Here is a 12,885-nt window from a genome sequence, read left to right as displayed (position 1 = left end):
CTAGGCAGGGGCGCCGATCAGCCACACCGCGATGAGCAGCAGTGTCACCAGGAATCCGGTCACGAAGTTCAGCCAGAGAAAGCGGTGCCAGCCGGCGTTCGCCCGCTCCGCATCCCGGTCGGCGATCGACCAGAAAGGCAGGATGCTCGCCGCATACGGCAGCACCAGCACCGCAGCGAGCGGGCCGGGCCAGGGCGTGGTGAGCAGCAGCACTCCCGCGAGCAGGTAGGCGGCGAACGCGAATCGCACGGTGGCCCGGCCCCCGATCACCGTGGCCACCGATCCGATGCCCCCCTCGCGGTCGGCCACGATGTCCTGCACCGCCCCAAAGGCGTGGCTCGCCACCCCCCAGAGGAAGAACGCCCCGAGCACCGCCCAGAGCCCCGGCGTGAACACCGCTCCCGCCAGCACCAGCCCGTAGACGGCGGGACTGACGAAGTGGGTGCTCGAGGTGAGCGAGTCGACGAAGGGCCGCTCCTTGAACCGGAGCCCCGGTGCGCTGTAGGCGACCACCGCGAACACGCTCACGGCCAGCACCAGCCAGCTGAGCGGGGAGCCCACGACCACGAGGTATGCCAGAAAGGGAATATTGGTCACGGCGACCACGATGAGCGTCACCCGGTGGAAGGAGCGGTCGAGCACCGCCCCCTCCACCCCGCCCTTGCGGGGGTTGCGCAGATCGCTCTCGTAGTCGAACACGTCGTTGATGCCGTACATGGCGAGGTTGTAGGGCACGAGGAAGTAGAGGGTGCCCAGCACGAACACCAGGTCGAGCTCGCGGGTGGTGAGGAGGTACCCGGCGGCGAAGGGATAGGCGGTGTTCACCCAGGAGAGCGGGCGCGAGGAGAGCAGCAGCTGGCGGATCACCGGCGCTCACCGCCCAGGAGGAGCCACAGGGAGGGCAGCAGGAAGACGGCGGCGAGGGCGTAGGCGAAGTCTTCCAGCGGCGCGATCCCCACGAACGCCCCCGAGATGAGTCCATCGTCGTAGCCGACGAGACCGATCGCGATCATCACGTTGTCGAACACCGCGGTGAGCACCAGCAGCACCCCGAGGGTGAGGCCGAACGCGCCCGCCAGCCCGCGTCGCGCATCCGGAGGCCGCCGCGCCACCGACACGACCCCGATCGCCAGCACCACGGCGACCACCGCGAGGAAGACGGCGTTCAAGCCCCAGTAGCTCATGCCGGCCGCCGCGCGATCAGTCTGCGTGCCGCGCAGAACAGGTTCATCGTGAGGTAGCAGAGCAGGGCGAGGAAGAACAGTTCTTCGAGGGGCAGTTCGGGCGCCAGGAGGATGCCCGTCATGAACACGGTCTCACCACGGAAGAAGATGCCGAGGCCGATGCCCGCGAGGTCCCACACCAGGAAGAACACAAGGCCCACCAGCATGACCACTGCCGCCCGCCCCGGACTGCGGAAGAAGAAGAGGCTGAACCGCCGGTCGAGCACCACCATCCCGGCGAGCGAGACGAGGAGTGCGAGGAGGTAGAGAAGGCCCATGCCGCTCGTCAGTCGCCTACCGCGCGTGGGCCGGCGAGAGGTTCAGGCAGCGCGGTGGTGGAGGTGTCGCCGTGCAGCCGCTTGAGCACGAGCTCGGCACTGATGAGGCACATCGGAAGGCCGATGCCCGGCGTGGTCGATCCTCCGGCGTAGTAGAGTCCGTCGACCTTCGAGCTCACGTTCTTCGCGCGGAACATCGCGCTCTGCCGGAGGGTGTGTGCCGGTCCCAGCGCCGTGCCGCGCCAGGAGTTGAGGTCGTCGGCGAAGTCGGCGGGCCCGATCGAGCGGCGCACGACCACACGCTCGGCCAGGTCGGGCACGCCGGCCCAGCGGCCGATCTGCTCGATCACCGCGTCGCCCAGAACCTCGACCGCCCGGTCGCCCGCGCCGTCGACGCCGCCGTGCCCGATCGACACGTCGGCGGGGATCGGCACCAGCACGAAGAGGTTCTCGTGACCGGCCGGCGCCACACCGTCGTCGGTCGCGCTCGGCCGGCACACGTACAGCGAGGCCGGCTCCGGCACCGCGGGATGCGCACCGAAGATCTTCTCGAAGCCCGCCTTCCAGTCCTTGGCGAAGAAGAGGGTGTGGTGCTCGAGTTGCGGGAGCTCGCCCGAGACGCCCAGCAGCAGCACCAGTGCGCTCGGGCCCGGGGTCTTCTTCTCCCACCAGCTCTCGGGGTAGCTCTGCAGCTCGGGCAGCAGGAGCGCGGTCTCGGTGTGCCAGAGGTCGGCCGTCGACACCACGATGTCGCCGGCCACCGAGTGGGCGCGGCCCTCGCGGTCGGTGTAGGTCACGCCTCCGACGTGCGGTCGCCTGCCACCGCTCGAATCCCTTGTCGACCCGGTCTGCCCGGTCTGCTCGGCCGCCTCGTCCCGCGCCTGCGCCGACGGCCGGGAGTCGAGCGGCTCCTCGCCGTCGAGGATGCGCCTCAGCTCGTCGCGGTCGATCACCCCGGTGTCGAAGGCGTGGGTCTCGTAGTCGTAGGGGTCTTCGGGCGAGGGCGCGGCGAACGAGCCGCCGTCCACCGCCATCACGATGCGCGTCGCCTCGGCGCCGGTGACGATCTCCACCCCTTCGCCGAGCGCGAGCCGCTCGATCGCCTCGATCACCGCGGCGATCCCCCCGCGCGGGTAGAGCACGCCCTGGTCGAGATCGAGGTGGCTCATGAGGTGATACATGCTCGGAGCGGCATACGGCGAGCTGCCGAGGAACACGGCGGGATACCCGAGCACCTGGGCGAGCCGCGGATCGTTGACGGTGCGGCCGGCGAAGCTCGCCAGCGACTCGGTGAGCAGCCTGGCCAGGCGCGGGAGCCGCTTGAGCACCGGCGCGGCCAGCAGCGGGGTGTACGACGCGAAGGTGGTGTAGAGGAAGTACTCCTTCGCCAGTTCGTAGGTCTCCTGCGCGGAGTCGAGGTACCCCGCCATCCGCACACCGGAGCCCGGCTCGAGGGCCTCGAAGAGGTCGATGTTGGCCTCGCGGCTCGCCGCGATGTCGACCGGCGCGAACTCGCCCTCGAAGTAGACGCGATAGCCGGGGTCGAGCTTCACCAGCTCGAGCTGTTCGTCGGCACTCGTGCCGAGCAGTTTGAAGAAGTGGTCGAACACCTCGGGCATGAGGTACCACGAGGGTCCGGTGTCGAAGCGGAACCCGTCGCGCTCCCACGCTCCCGCACGCCCGCCGACGGCGTCGTTCTTCTCCAGCACCGTCACCGCCCAGCCCGCACGGGCGAGCAGGGCGGCGCTGGCGAGCCCGCTGATCCCCGCACCGATCACGATGGCCCTCTTGGTCTCCGTCACGCGGTGCTCACTCCTAGGCTCGTCGCTTCGGCAGCCGGCCGACGGCGGCGCCCAGGGCTATTCTCGCCTTCACGGGGTTCGGAACCCGGATGCGCGACCCGGCGAGTACGATCGCCGGCGTCGCGCCCAGCCGGTGGGCGAGCTCTTCGAACAGTCCCTGCGCGAGAGCCACCGCGCGCCTGCTCGATCTCGGCAGGCCGGGCAGGCAGGCCCGGGCGATCTCGAGATCGTGGTCGATGTCGTCGACGATCGCGCGCTTGGCCTCTTCGGTGAATCCCGCCACGTCGATGCCCGGGAAGTAGCTGCGCCCCAGGGCGCCGAAGTCGGCGGCGAGGTCACGGAGGAAGTTGATCTTCTGGAACGCGGCGCCCAGGTGGCGCGCGCCCTCGGCGAGGCGCTCGCGTTCGGCGGGCCGCACCTCCTCCCCGTCGAGGAACGCCGCGAGGCACATCAGCCCCACCACCTCGGCCGAGCCGTAGACGTAGTCGTCGAACGACTCCCTGGTGTGGGTGGTGGCGGTGAGGTCGGCGCGCATCGACCTGAAGAACGGCGCGGTCAGGTCGTCGCCGATGCCCACCTGCCTGGCCGTCCAGCCGAAGGCGTGCACCACCAGGTTGGTGCTGTAGCCGCACGCGGTCGCCCGCCGGGTCTCCTGCTCGAGGGCGTCGATCCGCTCGGCGATCTGCACGCGTTCGAGCGAGGCGGTCGCGGCCACCCCGTCCACCACCTCGTCGGCCAGCCGCACGAGCGCATAGATGTTCTCGACGTGCCGGCGCACCGGAGGGGCGAGCAGCCTCGACGCCAGGCCGAACGAGGTGGAGTAGCGGCGGATGACGATCGACGCCGTCTCGAGCGCCACCCGGTCGTAGAGCTCCCTCGCCCCGGCCGGCACCGCCGCATCCGCCTTCTCGCGCACACCGCTCACCGTACGCGCCCCAGCACCGAGGCCACCACGGGCCGGAATTCCTCGCGCACCGCGTCGGGAAGGGCCTCGCTCGTGAGCGACTCCCACGCGCGGTTGGCGAAGTCCCTGGCGAGCGCTTCGGCGAAGCGCCGCGACCCCGCGGCCTCGAGCACCTCGCGGATGCGCTGCGCCTGCTCCACCGAGAGCTCGGGCGAGCCGAACCAGTCGCTCACCTCGGCCCATTCCGGTGTGCCGACGGCGTGGGCGAACAGCACGGTGCTCTTGCCCTCGCGCAGGTCGCCGACCGTCGTCTTGCCGGTGTCGCGCTCGTCGCCGAACACGCCCAGCAGGTCGTCCACGATCTGGTAGGCGATGCCTATGTTGCGGCCGAATCCGGCGAGCGCCTCCTCGGCCTCCGCCGATGCGAGTGCGAGCACGGCTCCGGCGCGAAGGGGCCCTTCGAACGAGTAGCCCGCCGTCTTCAGCCGCTCCATCTCCACCACCTCGTCGACCGACGGCGGCCGCTGACGCAGGGCGAAGTCCACGTCGAGCAGTTCCCCCGCGGCCGAGACGAACATCGCCTCGTCGAGGATGTCGTGCAGTCGCGTGCGCAGTGCCCCTTCCACTCCCGACCGGTCGATCAACCGGTAGGCGTTGAAGAGCGCGAGGTCGCCCGCGATGATGGCCACCGACATGCCGCGGTGCTCGGCGACGGGCAGCGGGATGCCCGCGGTGGTCGCGATGTCGCGGTAGCTGCCCGACACGTTGAGACCGCCGCGGCGCATGAAGTCGCGGTCGATCACGTCGTCGTGCACGATCAGCGCCGTGTGGAGCAGCTCGAACGCGGCGCCCACGTAAGCCGCCCGCTCGGGCTCTTCACCGCCCAGCGCTTCGTAGGCGGCCATCACCATGCGCGGGCGGAACCGTTTGCCGCCGGTGGCGTTGCGCTCGAGCGTCTCCCACAAGGTGGCGTATGGCGTGCCCAGGGCTTTCGCCCGATAGTGGGACTCACGGAAGAAGGCCGTGAGCACGCCGTCCACCTGGTGCTGGCGGCGCTCGGACAGCGCGACGAGATCGTGATTGTCCACATCATCACGTTACACGGCTACCTGGTAATAAAGGACAATAGTGAAATGGCCCACACGATCGAGCAGGTGATCCTCCTCTCCGACGCCGGAGAGCCGATCGGCACGGCCGACAAGAGCACGGTGCACACCGACGACACACCGCTGCACCTGGCGTTCTCGTGCCACGTGTTCGACGACGGCGGCCGAGTGCTCGTCACCAGGCGCGCGCTCACCAAGGCCACCTGGCCCGGCGTCTGGACCAACTCGTTCTGCGGCCACCCCGCTCCCGGCGAAGCGCTCGAGGATGCGGTGCGCCGGCGGGCCGCGAAGGAGCTCGGACTCGAGGTGACCGGGTTGCAGCTGGCGCTGCCCGACTTCCGCTACCTCGCGATCGACGCCTCCGGGATCGTCGAGAACGAGATCTGCCCGGTGTACACCGCCCGGGCGGCGGGAGGGATCGACCCCGACCCGAGCGAGGTGGCGGAGTGGCGCTGGGCCGACACCGCGGAACTCACCCTCGCGGTGTCGCTCACGCCGTGGGCGTTCAGCCCGTGGCTGGCGCTCCAACTCCCCCAGCTGCACGCGGGTGCCTGAGACCGCGCGCTAGCCTGTCGGCATGGCCGAAATCGACGCCGGCGCCGCCGACTCGGAGCTCGCCTCCGATCTCGGCCGGCGCATCTCCGCGCTCCGCAAGCTGCACGGGCTCACCCTCGTCCGCCTGGCCGCTATGACGGAGCTCTCGCAACCCTTCCTCAGCCAGATCGAACGCGGCAAGGCCCGCCCGAGCATGGCCTCGTTGCACCGCATCGCCCAGGCGCTCGGCACCTCCACCCCGGTGCTGCTCGCCGCCTCGAGCGAGTCGCCCGAGCCCGACTCCCGAGCCCAGGCCGAGATCGACACCGAGCTGGTGAGCCTCGTGCGCGCCGACGAGGGATCCATGGCCGTGCAGGACACCGGCCAGGCCAAAGCGCTCGTCGCGGGCGATCGGGCGATGTACCCGCTCGAGTTCGTCACCCGACTGACGGAGTTCGAGGAGTATTACCAGCACCCGCATCCGGAGTTCATCTACGTGATCTCGGGGGTGCTCGAGGTCGACCTCGCCGATCAGGGCATTCACGTGCTGCAGGCCTCCGACACCCTGTACTTCGCCGGCGGCGTGCGGCATCGCTGGCGCGTGCGGGGGCTGTGGCCGGCACGGCTGCTGATGACGCAGGCGGGCACTCCGCATCAATATCCTGCCCACGAAAATTGATCTGAGTAATAGATCTGATACACGGCCGACACGCGTCGGTAATATTTGACCCTCACAATATTGAACTAGTCAATATTTGAGGAGTTCGGATGCCCGAGTCCCAGGTCGTGTTCGACAGCGTGTCGATGGCCTTCCCCGGCGGTACCGTCGCCCTCGACGGCGTCGATCTCACGGTCGCCCGGGGCGAGTTCGTCGCCCTGCTCGGCCCCTCCGGTTGCGGCAAGTCGACCCTGCTGCGTCTCGCGTCGGGTCTCGAGACGGCCACCTCGGGCTCGACGCGCGTCGCCACCCGCCAGATCGGCTACGTCTTCCAAGACGCCACGTTGCTGCCGTGGCGCACGGTGCGCCAGAACGTCGCCCTCTTCGCCGAGCTCGACCACCTCGACCGCGCCGAGACCGCCTCGCGGGTCGATGACGCGCTCGGCCGCGTCGGACTCGCGGGCTTCGAGAAGCACCGCCCCCACCAGCTGTCGGGCGGGATGCGGATGCGGGTGTCGCTAGCCAGGTCGCTGGTCAACCAGCCCGAGCTCTTCCTCTTCGACGAGCCGTTCGGCGCGCTCGACGAGTTCACCCGCGAGCGGCTCAACGACGACGTGCGTGCGCTCTGGGTGCGGGAGCGGTTCACCGGCCTGTTCGTGACCCACTCCATCCCCGAGGCCGTCTACATGGCCACCCGGGTGGTGGTGATGGGAGCCCGGCCCGGCCGGGTCATCGGCGAGTTCGAGGTGCCGTTCGGCGACGCCCGCGACGAGCACACGCGCTACTCGCCCGAGTTCGCCGAACTCGCGAACGCCATCTCCGACTGCCTCAAGGGAGCGATGGCATGAGCACGCGCTCGCGCACCCTGCAGATCGTGCTCCCGATCGCCTTCGGTGCGCTCTTCGTGGCGCTCTGGTACGTCACGAGCGCCTTCCTGCTCTCCCCCAGCCGCCGCTTCATCCTGCCGATGCCCCACGAGGTGCTCGTCGACGCGTTCCTCACCCCGAAGAACCTCGGCGCCCTGCTCGGGCCGCTCTGGACCTCGACCGTCATCGCGATGGTGGGTCTCGCCATCGCCGCCGTGATCGGGATCGTCACCGCGGTGCTGATGAGTCAGGCCAAGTGGGTCGAGGTCACGCTCTTCCCCTACGCGGTGGCACTGCAGAGCGTGCCCATCCTCGCGATCGTGCCGCTGATCGCCTTCGCGATCGGCTACGGCTTCGAGAGCCGCATCCTCGTGGTGGTGCTCATCAGCCTGTTCCCCATCATCACGAACACGCTGTTCGGGCTGCAGTCCACCAGCCCGCAGATGCGCGACCTGTTCACCCTCAAGCGCGCGAGCCGGTGGACCGTGCTCACCAAGCTGCAGTTCCCCGCGGCGCTGCCCGCGCTCTTCACCGGGCTCCGCATCTCGGCCGGCATGGCGGTGGTGGGCTCGATCGTGGCCGACTTCTTCTTCCGCAAGGGCGACTCCGGGATCGGGCTCGTCATCGACACGTACCGCAACCAGCTGAACGGCGAGATGCTCTACGGCGCCATCATCCTGGCCTCCCTGCTCGGGCTCGCGGCCTTCTGGCTGTTCGGGCTCCTCTCCCGTCTCGTCGTCGGCCCGTGGTACCGGCCGAACGCACGCTGACCGCACCACCCGCATCCGCACCACCCCGCATCCCGCACCACCCCGCATCCCGCACCACCCCGCATCCCGCACCATCCGCATCCCGCACCCCGAGGAGAACCCATGTCCCGCATCCGTGTCGCGACCGGCACCGCCGTCGCCCTGAGCTCGGCGCTGCTGCTCGCCGCCTGCTCCAGCTCCGCCCCCGCCGCCGAAGACGCTGAGGCCGCCGGCGGCGACGGCGCCCTCAGCGCCTGCCCCTCCACCGTCGTGCTGCAGACCAACTGGTTCCCCGAGCCCGAGCACTCCGCCGCCTACGCCCTCATCGACCCGGCCACCGCCACGATCGATGCCGACGCGGGAATATACTCCGGCCCCGCGATCGCCGACCCGAGCATCACCGTCGAGGTGCGGGCGGGCGGGCCGTTCATCGGTTTCCAGCAGTCCACCGCACTGCTCTACTCCGACGACTCGATCATGCTCGCGATGATCGACACCGACGAGTCGGTGAAGCTCTCGAAGGACCAGCCCACCAAGGCCGTCTACACGCCGCTGCAGAAGAACCCGCAGATCCTGTTCTGGGACCCGGAGATGTACTCCTTCTCGCAGCTGTCCGACATCGCCGCGAGCGACTCCACCGTGCTCTACTTCCAGGGCGCGACCTACATGGACTACCTCATCGCCCAGGGCGACGTGCGGGCCGACCAGGTCGACGGCTCGTTCGACGGCTCCGTCACCCGCCTGGTGGCCGGCGAGCCCGTCGTGATGCAGGGCTACATCACGCAGGAGCCGTACCGCCTGAAGAACGACTTCCCCGACTACGGCCGCGACGTCGACTCCTTCCTCATCGCCGACTCGGGCTACGACATCTACCCCGCGGCGTGGTCGGGCAAGCCCGACGTGGTGGAGGCGCAGAGCGACTGCCTCGCGCAGCTCGTGCCGGCCATGCAACAGGCGCAGATCGACTACATGGAGTCGCCCGACGCGGTGAACCAGGCGCTCAGCGACTACCTCGTCGAGATCGACCAGTTCTTCCAGATCACCCCGGAGCTCGCGCAGTACGTGCACGATGTGATGCAGGATGAAGCCATCGTCACCAACGGCGCCGACGGCGTGTTCGGCTCCTTCGACCCGGAGCGGATGGAGCGGATGACCGGTGTGCTCACCGACATCTACTCCGGCACCGACGTGGAGGTGGCCGACGGCCTCACGGCAGACGACATCTACACCAACGAGTTCCTCGACCCCTCGATCAGCTACGCGGAAGGCAAGTAAGACCCGTGCGCATCCGTTCCGTCACCCCGATCCCCCTCCGGCTCACCACCGACTACTCGGCCATGACCTACTTCGTGGTCAAGGTCGAGACCGACGACGGCCTCGTGGGCTGGGGCGAGAGCTGCGACTGCTTCGGCATCTCGCACCCCGCCGTGCTCGCGACCATCGTCGAGCAGCTCTGGGCGCCCGCCCTGGTCGGCGTGGAGCTCGAGAAGGCGGGCGTGGTGCTGGAACGGGCGCACGCGGCCACCCGCCGCACCCTGGGCGACCAGTTCAGCGCCGGCCAGTCGCGGAGCGCGGTGGCCATCGCGCTCCGCGACCTCGAGGGCAAGGCGCGGGGCGTCTCGCTCTCGGGGATGCTCGGGCGGGTCGCGGACAGCGTGCGCGTGTACGCCGGCAACAGCCACTTCCTCGAGACGCGGGAGGCCGGCGCCCACCTCGAGCTGCTCGCGCCTCTGCTCGACCGCGGCGTCTCGATCGTGAAGATGCGCATCGGGCTCGACTGGAGGAACGCCCTGCGCGTGCTGGGCGAGCTGCGCGCCCTGCTGCCGGAGACCGTCGAGATCACCGTCGACGGCAGCGAGTTCTTCACCGTCGCCGAGTCGATCGAGATCGCGGCCCGGCTGGGCGCGCTCGGCATCGGCTGGTTCGAGGAGCCGGTGCCGGCGGGGCGGCTCTCGGCCATCAAGCGGGTGGTGGAGGCGTCGCCCGTGCCGATCGCCTACGGCGAGCACTTCTTCGGCGCCGAGTACGCGCTCGATGCCCTGGAGCTCACCGGCCTCTCGGTGGTGCAGCCCGACGCCTCCATCTGCGGCGGCCCCGACGAGGCACACCGACTGGCCCGCGCCGCGCTCGGGCGGGGCGCCCGGGTGGTGATGCACCTGCACGGCGGCCCGATCTCGCTCGCCGCCAACGCGCACGTCGCTGCATCGGTGCCGGGGGTCGACGTGCTCGAGTACCCCTTCCACCTCTCCCCCGTGCTCGAGCGGCTCGCCCCCTCGGCGGGCTTCGGCATCGGTTCCATCGTCGACGGGCGCCTCGCCGTGCCGACCGGGCCGGGACTCGGTATCGAGCTCGACGAGAGCGTGATCGACGAGGGCCGACAGGGGTGGCTGGCATGAGGGTTCTCGTGACGGGTGCGCGGGGCAAGGTCGGCCGGGCTGCGGTGTCAGCCCTGGTCGCCGCCGGCCACGAGGTGACGGCCACCGACATCGTGCGCCCGGTCTACGACGCCGACGAGTCGAACGCGGTGCGCTACGTGCAGGCCGACCTCACCCTCGGCGCCGACGCCTTCTCGGTGGTGCGGGGGATGGAGGCCGTCGTGCACGCCGCGGGCATCCCGGAGCCCACCAAGAACACGCCGCACACGGTCTTCCTCACCAACGTCACCGCCGCGTTCAACGTGGTCGAGGCCGCGGCGACGTCGGGGGTGCGCCGGTTCGTCAACCTCTCCAGCGACTCGGTGTCGGGCATGACCTGGGCGCACCGACCGTTCACCGGGCAGTTCTGCCCGATCGAAGAGACGCATCCCGACCTCGCCCACGACGCCTACGGGCTCTCGAAGCGGGTCTCCGAGGTGCTCTGCGACGGGCTGGTCGGGCGAACGGATGCGACGGCCGTGTCGATCAGGCCCACCTGGGTGCTCACACCCGCCAGCTACGAGGCGAACCTGCGGCCGTTCTTCGACGACCCCGACCTCTCGAGCGCGGTGTTCTGGGCGTATGTCGACGTCGACGACCTGGCCGACCTCATCGTCGCCGCCGTCGAGACGCCGACGCCCGGGCACGAGGTCGTCTACGCGGCCGCCGCCGACAACATCGGCGGGCGCGACCTCGCCGCCGAGATGGCCCGTCTGCACCCCTCGGTGCCCGTGCGGCCGCTACCGAGAACGGATGCCTCGGGCATCAGCTCGGCGAAGGCGACGGCGCTGTTCGGCTGGGTGCCCCGCCGCTCGTGGCGCGACCACCTCGACGAGACGGGCCGCGCGCTCTGACGGCAGCCGCGGCCCACTTCGTCCGTGTGGGATGCTGAGGGCATGGACGCCCACGAGATCCGCAACCGGTACCTGGCCTTTCTCGAGGAGAACGGCCACACCCTCATCCCACGCGCGCCCCTCGTGCCGCGCGGCGACACCTCCACCCTCTTCAACGGCAGCGGCATGCAGTCCCTGCTGCCCTACCTGCTCGGCGAGACGCATCCCGCCGGTCAGCGCCTCGTCGACTCGCAGCCCTGCGTGCGGGCGCAGGACATCGACGACGTGGGCGACAACCGGCACACCACCTTCTTCGAGATGCTCGGCAACTGGTCGCTCGGCGACTACTTCAAAGAGGAGCAGATCAGGCAGTTCTCGGCGTTCCTGTTCGACGTCGTGGGGCTCGACCCCGAGCACGTCTACGTGACCTGCTTCATCGGCGACGAGGCCAACGGCATCCCGCGCGACGACGAGGCCGCGTCGATCTGGGCACGGGTGTTCGCCGAGCGCGGGGTGTCGAACGGCATCGCCGCCATCGGGTCGCAGGCCGACGGGGATGCGCGGGGCGTGCATCCGGGCGAGCGCATCTTCTTCTACGACGGCGGCGAGAACTGGTGGTCGCGCGGTGGATCGCTCGAGGCGACACCCATCGGCGACCCGTGCGGCCCCGACAGCGAGGTGTTCTACGACTTCGGGCCGTCGCACCAGGATGCGTCGTACGGGCTCGCGCACCCGGCCAGCGACGGCGGGCAGTTCATGGAGATCGGCAACCAGGTGTTCATGCAGTACCGACGACTCGACGACGGGAGCTTCGAGGAGCTGGCGCGGCGTAACGTCGACTTCGGCGGTGGGCTCGAGCGCATCGCGGCCGCGTCGCTCGGGTCGGACGACGTGTTCCGCATCTCACTGCTGTGGCCCATCATCGAGAAGCTCGAATCGCTCACCGGCAAGTCGTACGACGACGAGACGGCGTCGATGCGCATCATCGCCGACCACCTGCGTGGCGCCACCTTCCTCGCCGTCGACGGGGTGCGGCCCTCCAACAAGGAGCAGGGCTACGTGATGCGGCGCCTGCTGCGGCGCGCCATCCGGCTGGCGCTCTCGCTGGGCCTCGCCGAGAACTTCTTCGCCGAGGTGGTGCCCGTGATCGCCGACCTCTACGCCGACGACTACCCCGAAGTCGCCGCCTCGCGCGACGAGGTGGTGGCGGTGCTCGTGAAGGAGGAGAACTCGTTCCGGCGCACGCTCGAAGGGGGACTCATAGCCCTCGGGGAATACGAGGGCCGGGTGCTCACCGGGGCCGACGTGTTCCGGCTCTCCGACACGCACGGGTTCCCGCGCGAACTGTCCGTCGAGGAGGCTCGGCGGCTCGGGATCGAGGTCGCGGCCGACTGGGAGGCGGAGTTCGCCGAAGCCCTCGAGGAGCAGCGGGCCCGCTCGCGCGGGGCGACGCGGCTCGGGGCCGCGGGGCTGCCGGGCGGGGCGGCGGCGAGCAGCTAGGGCTCGCCCCGGCCCGCG

14 protein-coding genes are annotated in these 12,885 nt (G+C 70.0%); 8 read left to right on the top strand and 6 right to left on the bottom strand.

The annotated features are described in order from the left end of the window. From N1031_RS04310 to N1031_RS04285, 6 genes are read right to left on the bottom strand one after another with little or no spacing between them, the layout of a single operon-like run. Positions 1-867 carry a prenyltransferase gene (locus N1031_RS04310; protein ID WP_259478354.1) on the bottom strand — a complete coding sequence of 289 codons (867 nt, stop codon included), beginning with the start codon at positions 865-867 and terminating at the stop codon, positions 1-3. Further along, positions 864-1,184 carry a lycopene cyclase domain-containing protein gene (locus N1031_RS04305; protein WP_259478353.1) on the bottom strand — a complete coding sequence of 107 codons (321 nt, stop codon included), beginning with the start codon at positions 1,182-1,184 and terminating at the stop codon, positions 864-866. The genes N1031_RS04310 and N1031_RS04305 overlap by 4 nt, the downstream gene beginning before the upstream one ends. Beyond that, positions 1,181-1,501 carry a lycopene cyclase domain-containing protein gene (locus N1031_RS04300; RefSeq protein ID WP_259478352.1) on the bottom strand — a complete coding sequence of 107 codons (321 nt, stop codon included), beginning with the start codon at positions 1,499-1,501 and terminating at the stop codon, positions 1,181-1,183. The genes N1031_RS04305 and N1031_RS04300 overlap by 4 nt, the downstream gene beginning before the upstream one ends. A gap of 8 nt (positions 1,502-1,509) precedes the next feature. Beyond that, on the bottom strand, positions 1,510-3,303 hold the full coding sequence (gene crtI / locus N1031_RS04295) for a phytoene desaturase family protein (protein ID WP_259478351.1): 1,794 nt from the start codon (positions 3,301-3,303) through the stop codon (positions 1,510-1,512). Between the two features lie 13 nt (positions 3,304-3,316). Next, the gene (locus tag N1031_RS04290) at positions 3,317-4,228 is read right to left on the bottom strand and encodes a phytoene/squalene synthase family protein (protein ID WP_259478350.1); all 912 of its coding nucleotides are present in this window, start codon (positions 4,226-4,228) and stop codon (positions 3,317-3,319) included. After that, positions 4,225-5,295 (bottom strand): polyprenyl synthetase family protein, encoded by a 1,071-nt coding sequence (locus N1031_RS04285; protein WP_259478349.1) that lies wholly within the window; start codon positions 5,293-5,295, stop codon positions 4,225-4,227. Before N1031_RS04285 ends, N1031_RS04290 begins: the two co-directional genes overlap by 4 nt. Positions 5,296-5,340: 45 nt before the next feature. Here N1031_RS04285 and idi point away from each other — a divergent pair, with 45 nt between their 5' ends. From idi to N1031_RS04245, 8 genes are all read left to right on the top strand, one after another. Then, positions 5,341-5,868 (top strand): isopentenyl-diphosphate Delta-isomerase, encoded by a 528-nt coding sequence (idi, locus tag N1031_RS04280; protein ID WP_259478348.1) that lies wholly within the window; start codon positions 5,341-5,343, stop codon positions 5,866-5,868. Positions 5,869-5,890: 22 nt separating this feature from the next. Next, entirely contained in the window at positions 5,891-6,526 is a 636-nt protein-coding gene (locus tag N1031_RS04275; RefSeq protein ID WP_259478347.1) for a helix-turn-helix domain-containing protein, read from the top strand. Between the two features lie 89 nt (positions 6,527-6,615). Continuing rightward, on the top strand, positions 6,616-7,353 hold the full coding sequence (locus tag N1031_RS04270; RefSeq protein ID WP_259478346.1) for an ABC transporter ATP-binding protein: 738 nt from the start codon (positions 6,616-6,618) through the stop codon (positions 7,351-7,353). After that, positions 7,350-8,141, top strand: a complete 792-nt coding sequence (locus N1031_RS04265) for an ABC transporter permease (protein ID WP_259478345.1) — start codon at positions 7,350-7,352, stop codon at positions 8,139-8,141. Before N1031_RS04270 ends, N1031_RS04265 begins: the two co-directional genes overlap by 4 nt. Positions 8,142-8,243: 102 nt before the next feature. After that, positions 8,244-9,395: a hypothetical protein gene (locus N1031_RS04260; RefSeq protein ID WP_259478344.1), complete on the top strand. Its 1,152-nt coding sequence runs from the start codon at positions 8,244-8,246 to the stop codon at positions 9,393-9,395. Positions 9,396-9,400: 5 nt separating this feature from the next. Further along, a complete protein-coding gene (locus N1031_RS04255) occupies positions 9,401-10,516 on the top strand; it encodes a mandelate racemase/muconate lactonizing enzyme family protein (protein WP_259478343.1) in 1,116 nt (371 codons plus the stop codon). Then, on the top strand, positions 10,513-11,388 hold the full coding sequence (locus N1031_RS04250) for an NAD-dependent epimerase/dehydratase family protein (protein ID WP_259478342.1): 876 nt from the start codon (positions 10,513-10,515) through the stop codon (positions 11,386-11,388). Before N1031_RS04255 ends, N1031_RS04250 begins: the two co-directional genes overlap by 4 nt. Before the next feature lie 42 nt (positions 11,389-11,430). Further along, entirely contained in the window at positions 11,431-12,867 is a 1,437-nt protein-coding gene (locus N1031_RS04245) for an alanine--tRNA ligase-related protein (protein ID WP_259478341.1), read from the top strand. Positions 12,868-12,885 lie beyond the last annotated feature (18 nt).

This window comes from Herbiconiux moechotypicola (genome assembly GCF_024979255.1).
Taxonomy (GTDB): domain Bacteria; phylum Actinomycetota; class Actinomycetes; order Actinomycetales; family Microbacteriaceae; genus Herbiconiux; species Herbiconiux moechotypicola.
Note: the sequence above shows the minus strand (reverse complement) of the source record. Positions and strands in the feature narration are given on the sequence as shown.